Consider the following 19,357-nt stretch of genomic DNA (forward strand, 5'->3'; position numbering starts at 1 on the left):
GCGTTCCTGCTGGTGCGGGAGCGCTACGGCGTGGACGGCGTGGAGATACGCCTCGACAAGCGGGTGCCTTTCGGTGCCGGACTCGGGGGCGGTTCGTCCGACGGCACCGCCGTACTGCTGGCGCTCGACGGGCTTTTCGGCCTGCGGCTCTCGGAGGCGGAGCTGATCGACCTTGCCGCCGGGTTGGGTAGCGACACGGCTTTTTTCGTGCGCAATACCCCGCAGCTTTGCACCGGGAGGGGCGAGATCATGGAGCCTTACCCGCTCTGCCTGGTGGGAATGACGCTCGTTGTCGTAAAACCCGACGTGGGCGTTTCGACGCGTGAGGCTTACGCAGGGGTACGTCCGCATGTGCCCGAAGTGCCCCTCGCGGAGCGCTTGCGGCGGCCTGTGGTGGAGTGGCAGGGTTTGGTGACCAACGATTTCGAACCGCATATCTTCGCGGCGCATCCTGCCATCCGCGAAGCCCGTGACAGCCTGCTTGCGGCCGGAGCGGTCTATGCCTCGATGTCGGGCAGCGGCTCGGCCGTGTTCGGACTTTTCGACGATGCGCAAAAAGCAGGGAACCTGCGGCTGCAGACCCCCTTTGTCTATACGTTGTAGTGTGGGTCAATTGCTCCGCGATCCCTGTTCTTCCGCCCTTGCCGCATCTCGGTTTTCCCTTATCCCGGGTTGTATGCCCGTCTGAACTTGCGCGCGTTTAGCAATTCGCCGCTTTCCCGGGCTACCGCTTTGCCGCATCGCCGCTCCGGGGTGCTCCCCGCAATTTACTTTCCAGGCAAGGTCTTCCCGCCGCCCTGACGACCTGCGGTGTTTCCCGCAGGGGGATTGTCCCCTGCTGCTGCGGTTTTTTCCGTTTCCGGTCTGTTTTCCGGGACATTTTTTTGTGGTTCATCTCTTGTGCCTGCGGTGTCCTCCCCGTCCTTTCCGGAGCTTTTATCCGCTTCGTCCTCATGGAGGAGTCCGTCCAAGAATCCGTTCAGGATGTCGTTCAGCGCGCCTTCTCCCTGCTGCGACCCTTCGACCTGTTCTGTCCTGGCGTCCCTGTTGCGGATATTGAGCTCCTCCTTGAATTTTTCGGGGGCGACCAGATAATAGATGCCCAGCGACAGCGTCAACAAGCCCAGGGCTGCGAAAAATGCATAGACATATTGCAGTCCGTTCGCCAGCAGCGTGCGCAGGACGGCGCCTTTCTTCTTCAGCCCGAACAGTTTCCGGAATACGAATCCCGTATAAATGAAAACGGGCAGCATCTGCATGTAGAAGGAACTGTACCACGGGATGAACAGTTCGGCGGGCAGCGCGAGGATCATCAGCGTGATTTCGAACACCGACAGGAAGATGCCGATGTAGAGGTATTCCACATATTTGAGGTCGGAGCGCCTGCGGAACACGGTTTTCATCGCCAGTGCATAGAACGGCAGCATCAGCAGCATGTTGGCCGCGGGGTGCAGCGTGGCGTAGTCGTAGTAGGAGCAGATAAGCCACCGGAACAGGGGGGAGTCGGCCCGGGCCGTAGGGGTGAACTCCTTGCCCACGAGGGCGAACACGACGGCGTAGAAGGTCGAGAGCATGAGCAGGATCGCCACCGGGTTGAAATATTTGCGGCGGTGCCCCAGGATGAACTCCGAGACCGAAACGTAGGGGTGTATCAGGATCGCCAGCCATGTCATCACGGCGCCCTTGCGCATGTTGATGCCCCGCAGGCCGTACGCTTCGTCGCCGATGAAGGTCGAAGAGACGCTGTCCACCAGCGACGCCCAGGTCAGCCGGTCGGTCGTCGTGCGTTGTCCGCATGCCGGACAGTAGTTGTGGTCGATTTCGTGGCCGCAGTTGCGGCAGAGTTGGTGTTTGGGCATATTCGTTTTGTTATGCAGCTTCCCGGGACACAGTTCCCGGGAAGCGTGCCTTGCCGTAGCGCAGTCCGCACTACGGGCAAAAAGCCGCACTGGCCGTGCACCCGCATTCGGGACGAACCATTTTCTTCATCTGTCGGGGACGTGGGGTCGGTCATTGCCCGACCTGGCATGCGACGGGCGCGGAATAATCCGCGCCCGCAGGTTTTGTCCCTTATTTTGCCGCATCCCCGGCTGCGCCGCAGGGGATCGCCATCTTTTCGATGCGGTGTTCGTGGCGTCCGCCTTCGAACTGGGCTGCGAAATAGGCGTCGAGCATCGCCACGGCTTCGTCGTTGGTGATAAAACGCGCCGGGAAGACGATGATGTTGGCATTGTTGTGGCGGCGGATGAGCGACGCGATTTCGGGCTCCCAGGCCAGGCCGGCGCGGATGCCCTGATGCTTGTTGAGGGTCATCGTCATCCCTTCGCCCGAGCCGCAGAGGGCGATGCCGCGTTCGAGTTCGCCGTTTTCGATCGCCTCGGCCAGCGGATGCGCGAAGTCGGCATAGTCGACGCTGTCGGGCGAATGCGTGCCGAAATCGAGCACCTCGTAACCCATGGCGTCGAGGTAACCTACCAGAAATTCTTTCATTTCATAGCCTGCGTGGTCGCTGGCAATACCTATTTTATTCATCGTATTTTGGTTTTGTATCGTATACGGTTTCTATTCTACAAATATAAGGAAAAATAACCGTCGCCGTGCTTCCGGCTCCCGAATTTGTGCTATTTTTGCCCCATGAAAATTCTTCTCGTCGTATTGGGATGCATCTCGTGCGTGCTGGGCATCGTCGGCATATTCGTCCCCCTGCTGCCTACCACGCCGTTCCTGTTGCTATCGGCGGCCTTTTGGGTGCGTTCTTCGCCCCGGCTTTACGGTTGGCTGCTCGCACACCCCTGTTTCGGCGAGTATGTACGGAACTTCCGCGAAAATCGCGCCATACCGCTCCGTGCCAAGATCATTTCCCTGACGCTCATGTGGGGGACGATGCTTTACTGCATTTTCGCGCTGCTTACCGCCTGGTGGTGGGCGCAGGCGGCCTTGCTTGCCGTCGCCATTGGCGTGACGTGGCATATCCTTTCGTTCGCCACCCTGAAAAAGGGGGTGCCGGTGCAGGAAGACCCCGAAGGGGAATAACCTCCGCCGCAAGGGGTGGCAACGTCCGGAGGCGGGGCTCCGCGGGGAGAGACCGTTTGCCTGCCATGAAAAAACGACCCGAAAGGGTCGTTTTTGTTTTCAGGACGTTTCTCCGCATTTTAATCCTCTGCAGGCAGCCTGTCCATGTCGAGCATCGAGTAGCAGACGGTGTAATAGCCCTCGGGGCTGTCCGGAGCCGGGATTACCGAAGTCCCGATGCGGAGCCGGTAGACGTATCCCGGTTCGTATTCGAACCCTTCGATGCGGAACGGCCACGGCTGCCATTCGTTCAGTCCGGACTCGGGGAACCGTACGCCCAGGAATCGCTGTCCCCGGTAATTCATCGGCTGCGGGGCGACCTCCATCGTGAAGACCGGGAAGAACTGGTCGGGGATGACCGAGGTCGCCGGGGTTTTCGAAATTTGCTCCAGCAGGGTGTAGCGGATCGAAGAGCCGTCCTGGGGCGGATCGGGCAGTTGTTCGGCTTTTATGCGGAGCCGGTATTCGTAACCCGCCTCGAAATCGAATCCCTCGATGCCCTGATATACGGCACGCCACGACGTGTCGTCGTTGGCCTTGACGAGCAGTACGGGCTGCAACGTACTCGCCCCGTGGGCGATGCCCAGTTGCGAGGCGACCGTCCATTCGCGGATTTCATATTCGTCGTCCTTATCGCAGGCCGTGCATACGCAGGCCGCCAGCAGGAGCGTCAGTATATATCTTTTCATCTCTGTCGTTTTTCCGTTCGTTTCCTTTTTATAAACGGAGAAATTGCCTGATACTGCATGCTATAGGTAAAAAAACGGATGCCGTCCCGTTTTTTTTCGGCCGGATGCCTCAGGCCAGGTATTTTTCCGCGGCGCTGATCAGGAACCCGAACAGCAGGGCGTTGAACAGCACCACCGGGATGGCTTTGCGCTCCTTGCCCGAGAAGGTGAAGAGTACGGGGAGCATCAGCATCAGCGTGACGGCCATGCCGTCCGCCCACCAAGGCAGGTAGGGCAGGTTGCTGTAAAAGACGATGACCGCCGCAAAGAAGTAGATGAAGAATGCCGACAGGCACGAACGCAACGGCAGCCGCTGGAAAATCATCGGGATGATGTCCAGTGTCCCTGCGACGGCGCCGACGGCCAGCGATAAGGTGAAATGATCCATTTTCAGGGTTCGGTTTATGCGTTATGCGGCGGCCGTTTACTTCGAAGCGCGTTTGCGGTCTACCTCGTGCAGCAATATCTTGCGCAGGCGCATGGCGTGGGGCGTAACCTCGACGTATTCGTCCGCCTGGATGTATTCCAATGCCTCTTCGAGCGTAAAGACCTTCGGCGGGGCGATCGAGGTCTTGTCATCCGACCCCGAAGCGCGCATGTTGGTGAGCTGCTTGGCCTTGGTGACATTGACCGTGATGTCGTTCTGGCGCGTGTGCTCGCCGATCACCTGCCCCTCGTAGACCTGATCCATCGGGCTGATGAAGAAGCGTCCGCGATCCTGCAGCTTGTCGATCGAGTAGGCGAAGGCCGTGCCGGTCTCGCCCGAGATGATCGAGCCGTTGGTGCGCATCTCGATTTCGCCGACCCACGGTTCGAAATCCTTCAGGCGGTGCGTCATGATCGCCTCGCCGGCCGTTGCCGTCAGCATGTTCGACCTCAGGCCGATAATGCCGCGCGAGGGGATGTCGAACTCCAGCCGCACGCGGTCGCCGTTCGACGTCATGTTCCTGAGCGTGCCTTTGCGCTTGGTGGCCAGTTCGATCACCGTGCCCGAGCAGGTTTCGGGGCAGTCGACGGTCAGTTCCTCGACCGGTTCGCATTTCTTGCCGTCGATCTCCTTGACGATCACGCGGGGCTGTCCGACCTGCAATTCGTATCCTTCGCGGCGCATGGTCTCGATCAGCACCGAAAGGTGCAGCACGCCGCGGCCGAATACGTTGAAACTGTCGGCCGAAGGGCCGGGCGTCACACGCAGCGCGAGGTTTTTCTCCAGTTCGCGGTCGAGGCGCTCCTTGATGTGGCGCGAGGTGACGTATTTGCCGTCCTTGCCGAAGAAAGGCGAGTTGTTGATCGTGAAGAGCATCGACATGGTCGGTTCGTCGATGGCGATGGGGGGCAGCGGTTCGGGGTTCTCGTAGTCGCAGATCGTGTCGCCGATCTCGAACCCTTCGATGCCCATGATGGCGCAAATCTCGCCGCACGGCACTTCGTCGACCTTCTTTTTGCCGAGACCTTCGAAGACCATCAGGTCTTTGATCCTGGTCTTCTGCATCGTTGCACCGTCGCGCTTGGCCAGCGTGACGTTCTGTCCCGCCCTGAGCGAGCCGCGCGTCACCTTGCCCACGGCGATACGGCCCGTGTAGGAGGAGTATTCGAGCGAGGTGATGAGCATCTGGGGCGTGCCTTCTACCACGGCCGGTTCGGGTATCTCGTCGATGATGGCGTCCAGCAGCGGGACGAGCGAGTCGGTCGGCTCGTTCCATTTGTGCGACATCCAGCCCTGTTTGGCCGAGCCGTAGATGGTCTTGTAGTCGAGCTGCTCCTCGGTGGCGTCGAGCGTGAACATCAGGTCGAAAACCTGCTCGTTGACCACTTCGGGACGGCAGTTGGGCTTGTCGACCTTGTTGATCACCACGATGGGCTTCTTGCCCAGCGCCAGCGCCTTTTGCAGCACGAACCGGGTCTGGGGCATGGTGCCTTCGAAGGCGTCGACCAGCAGCAGTACGCCGTCGCACATGTTCAGCACGCGCTCGACCTCGCCGCCGAAGTCGGCGTGGCCCGGGGTGTCGATGATGTTGATTTTATAATCCTTGTAAATTACCGAGACGTTCTTCGAGAGGATCGTGATACCGCGTTCGCGTTCGAGGTCGTTGTTGTCGAGGATCAGCTCGCCGGTTTGCTTGGCGTTGTCGCGCAGGATGTTGCCGGCCAGGATCATCTTGTCTACGAGCGTGGTTTTGCCGTGATCCACGTGTGCAATAATTGCAATATTGCGTAGTTTTTGCATGTGAAAAGAATTTGTGGTGCAAAGGTAACAATTTCTCGGGAAAATATACTAAATTTGTTGTCTTATTAAAAATGTTTAATATTATGGAACCCACCTTCAACGTCCGGCAGCAGAGCGGGATTTATATCGGGCCCACGTCCGACATCCTGCCGGGAGTACTGCCCGAGGGACGCGTGGTCGTCGTATCCGATGCCACGATAGACCGGCTCTACCACCCGATGCTGGCTCCTTACGATACGGTGCTGATCGGCCTCGGGGAGAGTATAAAGACCCTGCAAACCGTCGAATCGATCTACCGCCGCTTCATCGAACTGGGCGTCGACCGGTCGACTTTCGTGCTGGGGATCGGGGGCGGTATCGTGACCGACGTGACGGGTTTCGCCGCCGCGACCTACATGCGCGGCCTCGATTTCGGCTTCGTCTCGACGACCCTGCTGGGGCAGGTCGACGCCAGCGTGGGCGGCAAGAACGGCGTGAATGTCGACGGATACAAGAATATGGCGGGGACGTTCTCGCAGCCCCGGTTCGTGGTCTGCGACCCCGGGATGCTGCGCACGCTCTCCGACCGGGAGTTCCGCGCCGGGCTGGCCGAAGTCGTCAAGGCGGCCGTCATCGCCGATGCCGGCCTTTTCGCGCGTATCGAAGCCACGACTTTCGACGCCCTGCGTTCCGACACCGACCTGCTTACGGATGCCGTTTCGGCGTCGATTCGCGTGAAAGCAGATATCGTCGAACGCGACGAGCGCGAGTCGGGCGACCGCCGCAAGCTCAACCTCGGGCATACGCTGGCGCACGCCATCGAGAAGTGTACCAACCGTCTGAACCACGGCGAGGCCGTGGCGGTGGGCACGGCGCTGATCGCCGATGCCTCGGTGAAGCTCGGCGTACTGACGGCGGAAGACCGCGACCGGATCGCCGGGGTGCTGAAAAAACTGGGGTTCGACCTCACGCCGCCCGTCGATGTGAAGCGGCTGCTCAAAGAGGTGGGCAAGGACAAGAAGAATGAGGACGGCATGCTGCGTATCGTGGTGCCTATAGGCATTGGCGATTGCGACGTGCGGCCGATGAAGATGGATGCTTTTGCAGCGCTGTTTTGAGTCTCTGTTTTGAATCGTCAATACGCGTCTTTGCTGCTTTTTGAGCATGGAATGCAAGGAGGGCGGAGCTGATTTTGAAAACAAGAACCCGAGAAACAATGAAGAAAACAGTAATTCTTTTAGCGCTCTGTTTCCTGGCGGTAAGCTGCCTGAACAGAAAAAGCGACAAACCGACAACGGATACAACGCAGGCTGCTGACAGCGGGACGGCCGAGAAGGACACGTTACCGACGGAGTCAGAACTGGAAGGTTATCCGATAGACTATCATTCGGTTAAAGTCATCGAGACGGTTTATGTTACCGACAGGCGGGGCGTCGATGCCAGGCAGGAACCCGATGAAAATGCAAAGAGCCTGTTACATTACAACTACGGCGACCGCCTGGAGGTCATCGATACTGCGGCCGATTTTTATGGTATCAGGAGTTTAGTCGCACGGAAGTGGCAGGACGAACGGTCTTGGATAGAGGGTTCGAGATGGGAAAAGGTTTTCGTGAAAAAGAGCGCCGCGGGCGGCCTTTCGGAGATAAAACTCATTCCTGACGATTTGAACGTAGTCAGTTGTCTGGATGAGAACAATAATGAAAGTTCAAAAATCCTTGACAGGTATTTGGACGTGGAATTGATCGACAAAGAGACGTTCGACAGCCTGGCCAATAACAGAGTCGATTATTTCGTCGCGGATACGGCGACCTTTCGAAAGGTCGATGGTGTGATTACCCTGAAAGCCGAAGAAAAAGAGGTGCGGCTCGTCGATAGGCCGATCGTTGGCGATGGAGGAAACGAATTCAGCTATTTAGGGCAATATGAAATCCTGAACCAGTATGTGATTTATATACAAGGCAATGAATGGTGGGGATATGATTTCTATGATAAAACCACGGGCGAGGCATCGCTTCCGGGCTGGGATTTCGATGGATTTCCGTACCTCTCGCCCAATCGGAAATATATTATTTGTATTTCGGGCAATCCCTATGACCCCGAATCCAATGCGGAACTGTATGGAATAACGGACGGAGGAAAGATAGAAAGAATTATGACCGCGACTTATATGAACTGGATGCCGGTTGATGCCGGGCATGCAGACATGTTTTGGGCTTCGGACGGCTGTTTCTACCTGAAAGTCATTCACACTCAACTCTTTTACGAGAAAAATCCGGATTGTCAATATTTACGGATAAAGTTGCTGGGCGTATAATGCTTTGAAGAGTCGTTTGATCGTACGCTACTGCGCAAGACGGCATCTGGACGCAGAAAAACCTACTCCTTTTATGACCTGCACCCCGAAAGTTCGACAAAAAACTTTCGGGGTGCATATCATTGGAGATCGTTTTTTTGTTATTCCGACTGATATTGATTGCGGAGTTTTTCCGTGTAGGCGTCCCAATCGGCGATGGGCTGCCGTGCGACGCCCGATTCGATCGCGGCGCGTGCCACGGCAGGCGCTACGGTACATAGCAGCCTCGGGTCGAACGGCTTGGGAATCAGATAGTCGCGGCCGAATTCGAGTTTTTCGAGCGCATAGGCCCGCAGCACCATTGTCGGCACCGGTTCCTGGGCCAGCCCGGCGAGCGCATGTGCCGCGGCGAGTTTCATCGCTTCGTTGATTTTCGTGGCCCGGACATCGAGCGCCCCGCGGAAAATGTAGGGGAAGCCCAGCACGTTGTTGACCTGGTTGGGGTAGTCCGAGCGCCCCGTGGCGAAGATGATGTCCGGACGCGATACGACGGCTTTGTCGTAGGCGATTTCGGGGTCGGGGTTGGCGAGTGCCATGACGATCGGGTCGGTCGACATCGTACGCAGCATTTCGGGCGTCAGCACGTCGGCCGTCGAAACCCCGAGGAAGAGGTCGGCGCCGTGCAGCGCCTCGGCCAGCGTGGTGATGCGGCGCGTGGTGGCGAATTCACGTTTGATTTCGTTGATATCCGTACGGTAAGTCGTGACCACGCCGCGGCTGTCGCAGAAGACCATGTTCTCACGGCGGACGCCTACGGCGATGAACAGCCGTGCGCAGGCGATGGCCGCGGCCCCGGCGCCGTTGACCACCACGCGGAGTTTGTCGAGCGTCTTGCCGGCGATCTTTACGGCATTGAGCATCGCGGCGGTCGAGATGACGGCCGTGCCGTGCTGGTCGTCGTGCATCACGGGAATATCCAGTTCTTCGCTCAGCCTCCGGTCGATTTCGAAGCATTCCGGGGCTTTGATGTCCTCGAGGTTGATGCCCCCGAATGTCGGGGCTATCGCTTTCACCGTGCGGATGAATGCCTCGGGATCGGTTTCGTCGACTTCGATGTCGAAGGCGTCGATGTCGGCGTAAGTTTTGAAGAGCATGCTTTTACCTTCCATGACGGGCTTGCCTGCCAGAGCTCCGATATTGCCCAGTCCCAGGACGGCCGTGCCGTTCGAAATGACTGCTACCAGATTGCCTTTGTTCGTGTAACGGTAAACCTCTTCGGGGTTAGCTTCGATTTCGCGGCACGGAGCTGCGACGCCGGGCGAATAGGCCAGCGACAGGTCGTGCTGCGTGTGATAGGGCTTCGTCGGTACGACCGCGATTTTCCCTGGGCGGCCTTCGCTGTGATAGCGCAGAGCCTCCTGATCCATTTTACCTTTTCTCATTATCCTAACTGTTTTGCTTGTGTCTACAAGACACAACGTGAAAAAACCTGCAATTATTGCGCCCTTCCGTCCCGGAGCGGGCATCGTACGGGGCGGAGTTAAAAATAAACCCGCAACCCTCCCCCGAACTGGAAGCGGAAGATGCCGAACAGGCTCAGTTCGGCGCCGTCGTCCACGTCCGGCGAGTCGACGATCAGCCATTGCCCGCTGATCCCCGCACCCAGGCCGATGTGGCGTCCCAGCATGAACTCCACCGAGGCCGATTCATGGATGCCTACGCCGCCCCTGCTGCCCGATGTATCGCCGTAGCTGCGGATGTAGCGGCCGTAGCCGATGCCCGCGCTTTCCCGGAAGAGCCATCTGCGCCCGGCCCGCTGCCGGGCGACGAACTCCGGCGCGATGTAGTGGATACGGCTCGTGCGCCGGATCCCGTTGCGTTCGGCCGAGATGAATCCGCCCGAGTAGACGATTCCGGCGCCGAAGCCCCGGCGCGACGTCCAGTTGTACCCGGCACTGATGTCGTAGCCTTCGTTCAGCGAGCCGGAGGTGCTTTCGGCCAGGTAAAGCGTCGAGATGACGGCCGTATACGCCGCGTTGGCAAAGAACGTGTGCTGCGAGCGGTTGCGCGGGGCGAGGTGCTGCGCCCGGAGGGACTGCGCCCTGCCCCGCTGCGCGACCTGCTTCCCGGCCGATGGTGCCGTTTCCCCGGGTATGGCGGCGAACGGGCCGCCCAATGCAGCGCAAGGCGCTTCCTGTACCGCGGGTTCCGCCCCGGGCGTCTCCGCCCTGAGTTGCGTGGCTCTGCCAGAAGCCAGTAACAGCGATGCGGTGCAACAGCACGTGAGCAGGTATGGACGAATGCGGGTCATATTTTAAAAATGTCTGGTTCGGAATCGGGGAGTGCGGCGGTGACGGCTGCCGGCCGGTTCGGGCGGATGCCTCAAAACAGCAGGGTTTCGGGGTTGCCGGGTGGGGTGAACCCCAAGTGCCGGTAGGCCAGTTCGGTGGCTTCACGCCCCCGGGGCGTGCGTTTGAGGAACCCTTCCTTGATGAGGAACGGTTCGTAGACCTCCTCGATCGTGCCGGCGTCTTCGCCGACGGCCGTGGCGATGGTATTCAGCCCGACGGGGCCCCCGCCGAACTTTTCGATGATGGTGCCGAGTATCTTGTTGTCCATCTGGTCGAGGCCGCGCGAGTCGATGTTGAGCGCCGAAAGCCCGATTCTGGTGATTCCCAGGTCGATGTGCCCTTCGCCCTTGACCATTGCGAAGTCGCGCACGCGGCGCAGCAGGGCGTTGGCGATGCGGGGCGTGCCGCGTGAGCGCAGGGCCACCTCGTGCGCCGCATCGTCGTCGATCGAGACGTCGAGGATGCGTGCCGAACGCCTGACGATGCCGGCCAGTACCGGGGCGTCGTAATATTCCAGATGGCACTGGATGCCAAAGCGTGCGCGCAGGGGCGATGTGAGCAGCCCGCTGCGGGTCGTGGCGCCGATCAGCGTGAAAGGCGCCAGCTCGATCTGGATCGAACGTGCCGAAGGGCCTTTGTCGAGTACGATGTCGATCTTGTAGTCCTCCATCGCCGAGTAGAGGTACTCCTCGACGATCGGGCTCAGGCGGTGTATCTCGTCGATGAAAAGCACGTCGCCGGGGTTGAGGTTGGTCAGCAGTCCGGCCAGGTCGCCCGGCTTGTCCAGCACGGGACCCGATGTGACGCGCAGTTGCGCGTGCATTTCGTTGGCGATGATGTTGGCAAGGGTCGTCTTGCCCAGTCCCGGGGGGCCGTGCAGCAGTACGTGGTCGAGCGAATCGCCGCGCATGAGCGCCGCCTTGATGAAAATATGGAGGTTGTCGACGATCTTGTCCTGCCCGGAGAAGGTTTCCAACTCCTGCGGACGTATCTTGTTTTCGAATTCGAGATCGCTCTCTGTGTTGCGTACGATTGACATGTTGCAAAGATAACGATTTTGTGCTACTTTGCCGCGGCGGGGCGAAAAAAAATCCGGCCCGCAGGATATGCGGGCCGGGGTCGCTGCCGGAAGCTCCGGCTATTGCTCACGCGGCAGCCCGATCTTTATGTATTTCACCCCGTTCATGCGGGTGTTCACACGCAGGATGATACCTTTCTTGCCTTCGAGATCCTCCTTGAAGGAATCCAGCTTGAACGAGACATAACGGTCGTAGTTGTATCCGCCTTCGTCGCCGTGGGCGTCGCGGCGCAGTTCGAGGTTCAGGTACCCCTCTTCCGTGTATTCAGGAGCGATCTCCGTCACGTTGTTGCGTACCAGCAGGAAGGTGTGTTTCGTGAGGTCACAGGCATTGAACCCGACCCAGACATTGAGGTAATTGCTGTTGAGGAATGCCTCCTTGAAGCTGGTTTTGTCGTCTTCCAGCGCGTCGAGTTCCTCTTGGGTGGTCACGACTTTCGTGCCGCCCGAGTAGATGTCCTGTATGTAATAGAGCGCCATGTTGTAATCGTATCCTTCCACTTTGTTATTCAGCAGGTTGAAATATATGACGACGCGCTGGTCTTCCTCGGCCTTATAGCTGCCTATGCGGCTTTTGTCGCCCGGGTACACCGTCTTGCCATCGTCGAGAACGACATAGAAATCGTTATTTTCGAGCGGCTTTACCGAAGCGAAAGCCGAAAGCCTGGGGTAGTCCCCGTCCGAATCGTTGCAGGAGGTGAAAATGGCCGCAGCCATGGTCACGAGAAGAAATAATCCGAATCTTTTCATATTTATAATTATTTTTGCGTTATCTTCACTAATTAAATGCAGGGCGGGGCGGAATACTGCACGGGCATAAAAATTTTCGGGTGCCGTGCAGTCTTTTGGTGGCTACACCGTTTATAAGATGAACGCAAATATGGGAATGGAGGAGCAGATACTGGCCGAGGGGTGCAGAAAAGGGGATAATGCGGCCCGTCGTGAGCTGTATGACCGTTATGCAGGCCGTCTGTTGGCCGTCTGCCTCCGCTATTCGGGCGACCGGTCTACCGCCGAAGACCTGATGCACGATGCGTTCCTGAAGATTTACGGTGCTTTCGACCGTTTTTCCTACCGCGGCCCCGGTTCCCTGCGTGCCTGGATGGAACGGATCACGGTGAACGTGGCGCTCGAATGGCTCCGCAGCCGGAACAAACTGAGCATGACGGTGCTCGACGACGGAAGGCAGTTGCCCGACATCCCGGAGCCCGACCCGTCGGAAGTGGCGCGTATTCCGCGCGACGTGCTGATGGGGTTCGTCAGCGAATTGCCTGACGGTTACCGTACGGTGTTCAACCTCTACTGCATCGAAGGCTATTCGCACCGCGACATCGCGCAGATGCTGGGGATCAACGAAAAAAGTTCCTCGTCGCAGTTATTCCGCGCGCGGGCACTGCTGGCCCGCAGAATAGGGGCCTATATGGAGACACATTAAATTATGAAACAAAATAAAGACTGGACAGACGTAATGCGGAGTGCGCTCCGGGGCACCGAGGTGACACCTCCGGCCGACGGCTGGGCGCGGCTGGAGCGCGAGCTCGGGCCTCACCCGCGTATCTCCGTGTTGCGTAGCCATTGGCCGCGGATTGCTGCCGCTGCCGCCGCTGTGCTGATTTTCCTGGGTGGTGGGGGATACCTGCTGCATGAAAACCGGGATTTAGGGGATAAAGGGTTTGTTATTGCAACGGCGACGGACAGCGGCAGCTCTGCTGCGGACATGGCGCAGGTCGATGGGACACCGGCGGGAGACGGTGAAGGGACGCTCGCGGGGACGCTCCGCGCAGCCGTTCCGACCGAAGAGGCCGTGCGGGCTGCGGCGCTGCCGGGCGAGGAGCCCGGTGCGGGGACGGCTCCCGGGATTGCACCGGGACGGGATGCCCTTGCCGCCGCCGATATGCGGGGCTTCGAGGACGGCCGTGCAGCGGCTTTGACGTCCGGAGCTGCGCCCGCCGGGGAGGCGGTTGCTGCAAACGCCGACACCGGTAATTCGGTTGCGGAAAATGCGGTGGCAGGGAGCGAGGCTTCCGGAAAGGCCTCCGCAGCGGCTGCCGCTACCGGGGATGCCGCGGCGGACGGCACGCGGCCGGCCGTGCGTGCGGCAGTCGCCGGGCAGGCGTCCACCACGGACGGGAACCCGGGAGAAGAGGCTGCCGGGCAGGCCGTTCAGCCCCGCAAATACCCGGGCACGTACGATTACTTGGCCGATGGCGTGCAGGAATACAGGCGTCCCCGGCGCAGGACTTCGGTTTCGCTCTTCGCCGCAGGCGGTGTGACCGGATCATCGGGGGTGTCAGGGGGGGGCGGCCCCAACCTGGTGATGTCCGACATATTTGTAGGCGGTACCAACGGCACGATGGCGCAATTGAAATACAATTACAGGGATTATTCGTTCCGCCACCACCAGCCGCTCAGCTTCGGCCTTACGGTGCGCAAGGAATTCGCGCACGGGTTGTCGCTCGAAAGCGGTGTGAACTATACGTTGTTATGGTCGGACGTACGTATGCAGTCCGGCCGCGAGGATATCAGCCAGAAGCTCCACTTCATCGGGGTTCCCCTGCGCCTGAACTGGCAGTTCCTCGAAACCGGGCGTTTCTCGATGTACGTGGGTGCAGGCGGTATGCTCGAGAAATGCGTGTCCGCCAAGTTCGGCTCCAAATCCGTCGACGAACCCAAAGTCCAGTGGTCGGTGGCCGGGGCCGTCGGGGCCCAGTACCGCCTCGGCAATTATGTCGGGCTTTACTTCGAGCCCGAGGTATCGCACTACTTTACGGAAACCACCCTGCGTACATCGCGCACCGATTCTTCCCTGTCGCTGACCCTCCGTCTCGGAGTGCGCCTTTCATTCTGACATTCAACTGATATATCCTGTTTTCACGTCCCTGGGACGTGAAATACGACTTGGAGAAGTCCGTACCCGAAGCGATACGGACTTTTTCGTGATCTGTCCGAATGTGCTATTTTATGGCTTAATTATGCTATTTTTTATTGACTAATGAAAATTTGTTCTTATTTTTGTTGAATAAAAGATTGTGAATTGACGCTAACAAAAAAGCACAAGTGCAGCAATCTGTGCACTTGTGCCTTTGTAGTCCCGACGGGAATCGAACCCATTTCGTAAGAACCGGAATCTTATATTCTATCCATTGAACTACGGGACCGGGAGTGCAAAGATGCAAATTTTTTTTAATTTTTACTAATAAAATGCGAGAAAAGCAGAATAATTGGCAGAGGATCGAAGCCGTAATCAAATGGGCGAACATGTCGACCAACTACTTCGCCCGCCATATCGGGCTTGCACGCGGCGAAAACCTCTACCAGATTAAACGCGGTAACAACGGCATTTCGCTCGACGTGGCCGACCGCATCGTCTCCAAATTCCCGCAGGTGGATAAATTGTGGCTGCTGACGGGGGAGGGGCAGATGTTCGCGGACGGGAAACTGCGCGGCGCCCAGATACCTTTTTATAATGTGGACGTCGAACAGGCCATCGCGCACGTCACCCACCTCGAGGCCGAGAGCAGCCTGGTCATCCCGCAGGCGGGTGAGTGCGACCTTGCCATGTGTTACATGGGACGTGCCATGGGGGACGCCTTGCCGCCGGGTGCGGTGGTCTTGCTGAAGGCCGTCGACCGGGATGCAATTATTCCCGGGGGGGAATATGTGATTGTCAGCCGAAAAATTGTAACTTTGCGGATAGTTCGGCTCGCCGACGGGGAGGACAAACTCCGCCTGGTGGCCGGCGATCGGGAAAATTATGACGACATAATTCTGAATGTCAGTGATATAAGCTCGGTATATAAAGTTAAAGGCAAATTGATAATTAACAGTTGAGAATATGTTTTCAGGGATCGTGGAACGCATGGCGGAGGTCGTGGACATCCGTACCGACCGTCAGAATAAGGATTTTACGCTGCGCGCGGACTTTTGCCGCGAGTTGAAAATCGACCAGAGCATAGCACATAACGGCGTATGTTTGACAGTTGTGGACATCCGCGATGATACGTATACGGTCACGGCGATGAAGGAGACGCTCGACAGGAGCAACCTCGGCCTGCTGGCTGTGGGCGATCTGGTGAACCTCGAACGCTCGATGAAACCCGATGCGCTGCTCGACGGGCATATCGTCCAGGGGCATGTCGACCAGACGGCCGTATGCACGGCCCGCGAGGACGCCGACGGCAGCTGGTACTATACGTTCGCCTACGAACCGCAGGGCGGTGGGCTCTGTACCGTGGAGAAAGGGTCGGTGACGGTCAACGGCGTGAGCCTGACGGTCTGCGACTCGAAGGAGTCGTCGTTCCGCGTGGCGATCATTCCCTATACGTTCGAGCATACGAACTTCTGCCGCATCGGCGTGGGTTCGGTCGTGAACCTCGAATTCGACATCGTGGGCAAGTACATCGCCCGTCTCATGCAAAATTATACGAAGTAAGCCTATGGTGTACATCAAAACAAAAGAGGGCGCATCGCTGTGGATCGCGCTCCTCGCAACGGCCATTGTGGCCGGGACGATGACGCTGCTCGATGCGGTGTGGTGGGTGACGCTGTGCGTCTGCGGCGCCGTCTTTGTCGTCGTGGCGCTCGTGGCGCTGTTCATCATCCGCAAATACGTGGCTTACAAGCTCAAGCCGATCTATTCCATCGTGCTTTCGCGCGACGTGCATACGCACGAGATTTTTTCCGAGCTGAAGGACAAGCACGTCGAGAATATCGGCGAGGAACTCACGGCGTGGGCGGATACGAACGACAAGGAGATCGCCCGCCTCAAGGAGACCGAGCAGTTCCGCAAACAGTACCTGGGCAACGTGGCGCACGAGCTCAAAACCCCGATCTTCAATATCCAGGGGTATATCTCGACACTGCTCGACGGAGGCCTGGAGGACGAGCTCATCAACCGCAAATACCTCGAGCGGGCCGAGAAGAGCATCGACCGCCTGATCAATATCGTCAACGACCTGGATACCATCTCCAAGCTGGAGAGCAACATGAACCGCCTCGAAATGGAGAAGTTCGACATCGTGGCGCTGACGAAGGAGATCGCCGAGCAGGCCGAGATGGAGGCCGACAAAAAAGGCATCCGGATTTCGATCAAGGGCGCCGACAACCTTCCCTCGCCGTTTTGGGTGCTGGCCGACAAACATTACATCGGTCAGGTCATCGTGAACCTCGTCATCAACTCGATCCGCTACGGGAAGGAGGGCGGTTTGACGCGCGTCCATTTTCGCGACATGCTCGACAAAATACTTGTCGAGGTGGAGGATAACGGATTGGGAATCAGTAAGGAGGATTTGCCCCGCGTCTTCGAGCGATTCTATCGTACCGACAAGGGGCGCTCGCGCGAGCAGGGCGGTACGGGGCTCGGCCTGGCGATTGTGAAGCATATCATCGAAGCGCACGGCGAACGCATCAGCGTGCGCAGCGAACCGGGCGTGGGGAGTACCTTCTCGTTTACGCTCAAAAAAGTCAACCTGCAAGAACTGAATAAATGATACGACCGTTAAGCATCGTTTGGAATTTCGATCCGGTGTTCTTCTCCATCGGGTCGCTCGACATCCGCTATTACGGATTGATGTGGGCGCTGGCAATCCTGATCGGCGCCAAGTTTTTCGATAACTTCTGCAAGCGCGAGGGGCTTCCGCCGAAGGTCTCCGAGTCGATTTTTATATATGGCACTCTGGCGACGATCATCGGGGCGCGGCTGGGGCACTGCCTCTTCTACGACCCGATGGAATACCTCAGCAAGCCGTGGACGATCATCACGGGTTTCCGGGACGGCGGCATGGCCAGCCACGGCGCCGCCATCGGCCTCTTGATCGGCCTCTGGCTGTTCTCGCGCAAGAACAAGCTGCCCTATATCTGGTCGCTCGACCGCATCATGATCGCGGTGGGCATCGGCGGTGCCGTCGTACGGCTGGGCAACCTGTTCAATTCGGAGATCTTCGGCATGGCCACGACCCTGCCGTGGGGATTCGAATTCGTCCGCTCGGCCAAGTGGGTGAACGAGTTCGCCCCCGCGGCGGTACACCCGACCCAGATTTACGAGGCGCTCTGCTACCTGATCACCTTCGGCATCCTTTGCTGGCTCTATTATGCGAAGGACATCGCGCGGCGCCGTCCGGGCATCCTGTTCGGCATCGGGCTGCTCGGGATTTTCCTGACGCGCTTCTTCATCGAGTTCATCAAGACCGAGCAGGAGGCGTTCGAACAGGGATGGGTGCTCGATATGGGGCAATGGCTGAGCATTCCGTTTATCGTGCTGGGTATTTACATGATTTACCGGGGTGTGTCCGGGCCCGAAGTTTCCCCCGCTCCGGTGCCGAAAGCCCCGGCAGCGACTCCAAAAAAGAAGAAACGATGAGCAATTACCCGATGGTCGATGAAGTGAACCGCCTTGTCGGCAACCTGCTTGCCGCCGGCAGCGGGGTGTTCCTGCCTGGCGTAGGGTCGCTCTTTGTCGAGCGGCGCGGTGCCAGGCGGCTTTCCAAACGTACAGTCCTTCCTCCCTGCCGCGTGGTATCCTTCTCTTCGCAGCAGCAGGGGGTATCGCTTGCCGATGAACTGGCGCGTACGCTGCACTGCGACGCTGCCGGAGCACAGGATGTTTACGACCGCTGGCTTTCCCGCACGCGCGAGGGCGACGTGCTGACCATAGAGGGCGTCGGCGTGCTCAAATTCAAGAATTTTACGCTTGCACCCGCGTTCGACAGGCTGCTGAACCCGCAGGGACACGAGCCCGTGCGGATCAAGCCTGCCCGCCGGTTGGACTGGGCGCTGTGGGTCGGCATCGCGGCGATCGTGATTGCGGCGGGTTTCGGCGGTGCCGAATTCCTGCGCATCAATTCTTCCGATATTCCGGAACCCGGTGCGGCCGCCGAAGTTGCGCGCACCTTGCCCGCCGCGGATGCGGGGATTCCCGCCGCTTCGTCCGCGACGGCCGGTGTGACGGACGACGGGACTGCGACGGCAGTTGCGGGAACGAAGGCTGCGGAAACCGACGTTGCCGGGAGCAGTGCTGCGGGGGCGGCCGGGACGGCGGATAGCGCCGGTGACCGTACGGATGCAGCTGTAACCCGTGCGGATGCCAGACCTTCCGGACAGCGTCCGGGGCCGGCGGCAAGGGCCTCCGCGGAGCCTGCATCGCTCGTTTCGGGACACCGGTATGTCGTGCTGGGGGTTTTCAGTACGCCGGAAAATGCGGCCCGTGCCGCCGCGGATGCCGAAGCCAGGGATGCATCGGTACGCTGCGGGGTCTACCGTTTCGGCAATAAATTCATGGTTTCACCTTTCGAGGCGCCCGATGCGGAGGCATGTACGTTGTTCATCCGTAATTATAGCGACCGTTTCCCCGGGCTGTGGACTTACACTGCCCGTTGATGCGTCTTTCCGAGCTGATAATCCGTTTCATCGACTGGTTCTACCGCCGGCCTGTTTCTGCGTTATTGCCGCGCCAGACGTTCCGTTATGCCGTTTGCGGCGGCGCGAACGTGGTTTTCGGCTGGGGGTGCTATTTCCTGCTCTATAATTTCGTGCTCGACAAGGAGCTGCTCGACCTCGGGTTCATCGCGGTTTCCCCGCATGTCGCGGCGATGCTGATTGTTTTTCCGCTGACCTTTTTCACCGGGTTTTGGC

General features: G+C 58.8%; 20 protein-coding genes, 1 tRNA gene and 1 pseudogene. 12 read left to right on the forward strand and 10 right to left on the reverse strand.

Annotated elements, in window-relative coordinates; genetic code table 11:
- Positions 1 to 603 (forward strand): 4-(cytidine 5'-diphospho)-2-C-methyl-D-erythritol kinase (locus tag QVP03_RS11155; protein WP_288210781.1); only part of this gene is annotated, 603 nt, incomplete at its 5' end.
- Positions 604 to 767: 164 nt separating this feature from the next.
- Here QVP03_RS11155 and QVP03_RS11160 read toward each other — a convergent pair.
- Together QVP03_RS11160 and QVP03_RS11165 are read right to left on the reverse strand one after the other, a co-directional pair.
- Positions 768 to 1,859 (reverse strand): DUF3667 domain-containing protein, encoded by a 1,092-nt coding sequence (locus tag QVP03_RS11160; protein ID WP_022333509.1) that lies wholly within the window; start codon positions 1,857 to 1,859, stop codon positions 768 to 770.
- Positions 1,860 to 2,070: 211 nt separating this feature from the next.
- The gene (locus QVP03_RS11165; protein WP_022333510.1) at positions 2,071 to 2,532 is read right to left on the reverse strand and encodes an RpiB/LacA/LacB family sugar-phosphate isomerase; all 462 of its coding nucleotides are present in this window, start codon (positions 2,530 to 2,532) and stop codon (positions 2,071 to 2,073) included.
- A gap of 102 nt (positions 2,533 to 2,634) precedes the next feature.
- Here QVP03_RS11165 and QVP03_RS11170 point away from each other — a divergent pair, with 102 nt between their 5' ends.
- Positions 2,635 to 3,033 carry a YbaN family protein gene (locus tag QVP03_RS11170; protein ID WP_117506849.1) on the forward strand — a complete coding sequence of 133 codons (399 nt, stop codon included), beginning with the start codon at positions 2,635 to 2,637 and terminating at the stop codon, positions 3,031 to 3,033.
- Positions 3,034 to 3,152: 119 nt separating this feature from the next.
- On the opposite strand, the gene QVP03_RS11175 is transcribed toward QVP03_RS11170, so the two are convergent.
- The 3 genes from QVP03_RS11175 to typA form a co-directional block, all read right to left on the reverse strand.
- Positions 3,153 to 3,761, reverse strand: coding sequence for a DUF4377 domain-containing protein (locus QVP03_RS11175; RefSeq protein WP_022333512.1), 609 nt, complete (start codon positions 3,759 to 3,761; stop codon positions 3,153 to 3,155).
- Between the two features lie 109 nt (positions 3,762 to 3,870).
- Positions 3,871 to 4,188: a hypothetical protein gene (locus tag QVP03_RS11180; RefSeq protein ID WP_018695263.1), complete on the reverse strand. Its 318-nt coding sequence runs from the start codon at positions 4,186 to 4,188 to the stop codon at positions 3,871 to 3,873.
- 36 nt (positions 4,189 to 4,224) lie between these two features.
- The gene (gene typA, locus QVP03_RS11185) at positions 4,225 to 6,027 is read right to left on the reverse strand and encodes a translational GTPase TypA (RefSeq protein WP_022333513.1); all 1,803 of its coding nucleotides are present in this window, start codon (positions 6,025 to 6,027) and stop codon (positions 4,225 to 4,227) included.
- Positions 6,028 to 6,110: 83 nt separating this feature from the next.
- On the opposite strand from typA, the gene aroB reads away from it, so the two are divergent.
- Together aroB and QVP03_RS11195 are read left to right on the forward strand one after the other, a co-directional pair.
- A complete protein-coding gene (gene aroB, locus QVP03_RS11190; protein ID WP_022333514.1) occupies positions 6,111 to 7,124 on the forward strand; it encodes a 3-dehydroquinate synthase in 1,014 nt (337 codons plus the stop codon).
- Positions 7,125 to 7,222: 98 nt separating this feature from the next.
- The gene (locus QVP03_RS11195) at positions 7,223 to 8,320 is read left to right on the forward strand and encodes a hypothetical protein (protein WP_022333515.1); all 1,098 of its coding nucleotides are present in this window, start codon (positions 7,223 to 7,225) and stop codon (positions 8,318 to 8,320) included.
- Between the two features lie 140 nt (positions 8,321 to 8,460).
- Here the strand turns inward: QVP03_RS11195 and QVP03_RS11200 are convergent, their stop codons facing one another.
- From QVP03_RS11200 to QVP03_RS11215, 4 genes are all read right to left on the reverse strand, one after another.
- Positions 8,461 to 9,741, reverse strand: coding sequence for a malic enzyme-like NAD(P)-binding protein (locus QVP03_RS11200; protein ID WP_022333516.1), 1,281 nt, complete (start codon positions 9,739 to 9,741; stop codon positions 8,461 to 8,463).
- A 98-nt stretch (positions 9,742 to 9,839) separates the two neighbouring features.
- Complete coding sequence (locus tag QVP03_RS11205) at positions 9,840 to 10,610, reverse strand: hypothetical protein (protein ID WP_022333517.1); 771 nt, start codon at positions 10,608 to 10,610, stop codon at positions 9,840 to 9,842.
- 71 nt (positions 10,611 to 10,681) lie between these two features.
- Positions 10,682 to 11,689 (reverse strand): Holliday junction branch migration DNA helicase RuvB, encoded by a 1,008-nt coding sequence (gene ruvB / locus QVP03_RS11210; protein ID WP_022333518.1) that lies wholly within the window; start codon positions 11,687 to 11,689, stop codon positions 10,682 to 10,684.
- Positions 11,690 to 11,788: 99 nt separating this feature from the next.
- On the reverse strand, positions 11,789 to 12,478 hold the full coding sequence (locus QVP03_RS11215; protein ID WP_022333519.1) for a NigD1/NigD2 family lipoprotein: 690 nt from the start codon (positions 12,476 to 12,478) through the stop codon (positions 11,789 to 11,791).
- A 136-nt stretch (positions 12,479 to 12,614) separates the two neighbouring features.
- Here QVP03_RS11215 and QVP03_RS11220 point away from each other — a divergent pair, with 136 nt between their 5' ends.
- Together QVP03_RS11220 and QVP03_RS11225 are read left to right on the forward strand one after the other, a co-directional pair.
- Positions 12,615 to 13,163, forward strand: a complete 549-nt coding sequence (locus tag QVP03_RS11220; protein WP_018695271.1) for an RNA polymerase sigma factor — start codon at positions 12,615 to 12,617, stop codon at positions 13,161 to 13,163.
- A 3-nt stretch (positions 13,164 to 13,166) separates the two neighbouring features.
- The gene (locus QVP03_RS11225; RefSeq protein ID WP_288210782.1) at positions 13,167 to 14,576 is read left to right on the forward strand and encodes an outer membrane beta-barrel protein; all 1,410 of its coding nucleotides are present in this window, start codon (positions 13,167 to 13,169) and stop codon (positions 14,574 to 14,576) included.
- 238 nt (positions 14,577 to 14,814) lie between these two features.
- Here QVP03_RS11225 and QVP03_RS11230 read toward each other — a convergent pair.
- Positions 14,815 to 14,886: transfer RNA gene (locus QVP03_RS11230), tRNA-Arg, on the reverse strand.
- A gap of 43 nt (positions 14,887 to 14,929) precedes the next feature.
- On the opposite strand from QVP03_RS11230, the gene QVP03_RS11235 reads away from it, so the two are divergent.
- The 6 genes and pseudogenes from QVP03_RS11235 to QVP03_RS11260 form a co-directional block, all read left to right on the forward strand.
- Positions 14,930 to 15,559, forward strand: coding sequence for a hypothetical protein (locus tag QVP03_RS11235; RefSeq protein ID WP_022333522.1), 630 nt, complete (start codon positions 14,930 to 14,932; stop codon positions 15,557 to 15,559).
- A 4-nt stretch (positions 15,560 to 15,563) separates the two neighbouring features.
- The gene (locus tag QVP03_RS11240; protein ID WP_018695274.1) at positions 15,564 to 16,160 is read left to right on the forward strand and encodes a riboflavin synthase; all 597 of its coding nucleotides are present in this window, start codon (positions 15,564 to 15,566) and stop codon (positions 16,158 to 16,160) included.
- A 4-nt stretch (positions 16,161 to 16,164) separates the two neighbouring features.
- The gene (locus QVP03_RS11245) at positions 16,165 to 17,217 is read left to right on the forward strand and encodes a sensor histidine kinase (RefSeq protein WP_018695275.1); all 1,053 of its coding nucleotides are present in this window, start codon (positions 16,165 to 16,167) and stop codon (positions 17,215 to 17,217) included.
- The gene (gene lgt / locus QVP03_RS11250) at positions 17,214 to 18,086 is read left to right on the forward strand and encodes a prolipoprotein diacylglyceryl transferase (protein ID WP_022333523.1); all 873 of its coding nucleotides are present in this window, start codon (positions 17,214 to 17,216) and stop codon (positions 18,084 to 18,086) included. The genes QVP03_RS11245 and lgt overlap by 4 nt, the downstream gene beginning before the upstream one ends.
- Positions 18,083 to 19,102, forward strand: coding sequence for a hypothetical protein (locus tag QVP03_RS11255; protein ID WP_022333524.1), 1,020 nt, complete (start codon positions 18,083 to 18,085; stop codon positions 19,100 to 19,102). The genes lgt and QVP03_RS11255 overlap by 4 nt, the downstream gene beginning before the upstream one ends.
- Positions 19,102 to 19,357: pseudogene (locus QVP03_RS11260) on the forward strand (GtrA family protein); the annotation flags it as partial. The gene QVP03_RS11255 and the pseudogene QVP03_RS11260, both read left to right, overlap by 1 nt.

This window comes from Alistipes sp. CAG:29 (genome assembly GCF_000435435.1).
Taxonomy (GTDB): domain Bacteria; phylum Bacteroidota; class Bacteroidia; order Bacteroidales; family Rikenellaceae; genus Alistipes; species Alistipes onderdonkii.

What these genes read in the sequence shown, in the direction of transcription:
- QVP03_RS11160 (WP_022333509.1), bottom strand. Translation starts at nt 1,859, where the DNA reads ATGCCCAAACACCAACTCTGCCGCAACTGCGGCCACGAAATCGACCAC.
- QVP03_RS11165 (WP_022333510.1), bottom strand. Translation starts at nt 2,532, where the DNA reads ATGAATAAAATAGGTATTGCCAGCGACCACGCAGGCTATGAAATGAAA.
- QVP03_RS11170 (WP_117506849.1), top strand. Translation starts at nt 2,635, where the DNA reads ATGAAAATTCTTCTCGTCGTATTGGGATGCATCTCGTGCGTGCTGGGC.
- QVP03_RS11175 (WP_022333512.1), bottom strand. Translation starts at nt 3,761, where the DNA reads ATGAAAAGATATATACTGACGCTCCTGCTGGCGGCCTGCGTATGCACG.
- QVP03_RS11180 (WP_018695263.1), bottom strand. Translation starts at nt 4,188, where the DNA reads ATGGATCATTTCACCTTATCGCTGGCCGTCGGCGCCGTCGCAGGGACA.
- typA (WP_022333513.1), bottom strand. Translation starts at nt 6,027, where the DNA reads ATGCAAAAACTACGCAATATTGCAATTATTGCACACGTGGATCACGGC.
- aroB (WP_022333514.1), top strand. Translation starts at nt 6,111, where the DNA reads ATGGAACCCACCTTCAACGTCCGGCAGCAGAGCGGGATTTATATCGGG.
- QVP03_RS11195 (WP_022333515.1), top strand. Translation starts at nt 7,223, where the DNA reads ATGAAGAAAACAGTAATTCTTTTAGCGCTCTGTTTCCTGGCGGTAAGC.
- QVP03_RS11200 (WP_022333516.1), bottom strand. Translation starts at nt 9,741, where the DNA reads ATGAGAAAAGGTAAAATGGATCAGGAGGCTCTGCGCTATCACAGCGAA.
- QVP03_RS11205 (WP_022333517.1), bottom strand. Translation starts at nt 10,610, where the DNA reads ATGACCCGCATTCGTCCATACCTGCTCACGTGCTGTTGCACCGCATCG.
- ruvB (WP_022333518.1), bottom strand. Translation starts at nt 11,689, where the DNA reads ATGTCAATCGTACGCAACACAGAGAGCGATCTCGAATTCGAAAACAAG.
- QVP03_RS11215 (WP_022333519.1), bottom strand. Translation starts at nt 12,478, where the DNA reads ATGAAAAGATTCGGATTATTTCTTCTCGTGACCATGGCTGCGGCCATT.
- QVP03_RS11220 (WP_018695271.1), top strand. Translation starts at nt 12,615, where the DNA reads ATGGAGGAGCAGATACTGGCCGAGGGGTGCAGAAAAGGGGATAATGCG.
- QVP03_RS11225 (WP_288210782.1), top strand. Translation starts at nt 13,167, where the DNA reads ATGAAACAAAATAAAGACTGGACAGACGTAATGCGGAGTGCGCTCCGG.
- QVP03_RS11235 (WP_022333522.1), top strand. Translation starts at nt 14,930, where the DNA reads ATGCGAGAAAAGCAGAATAATTGGCAGAGGATCGAAGCCGTAATCAAA.
- QVP03_RS11240 (WP_018695274.1), top strand. Translation starts at nt 15,564, where the DNA reads ATGTTTTCAGGGATCGTGGAACGCATGGCGGAGGTCGTGGACATCCGT.
- QVP03_RS11245 (WP_018695275.1), top strand. Translation starts at nt 16,165, where the DNA reads ATGGTGTACATCAAAACAAAAGAGGGCGCATCGCTGTGGATCGCGCTC.
- lgt (WP_022333523.1), top strand. Translation starts at nt 17,214, where the DNA reads ATGATACGACCGTTAAGCATCGTTTGGAATTTCGATCCGGTGTTCTTC.
- QVP03_RS11255 (WP_022333524.1), top strand. Translation starts at nt 18,083, where the DNA reads ATGAGCAATTACCCGATGGTCGATGAAGTGAACCGCCTTGTCGGCAAC.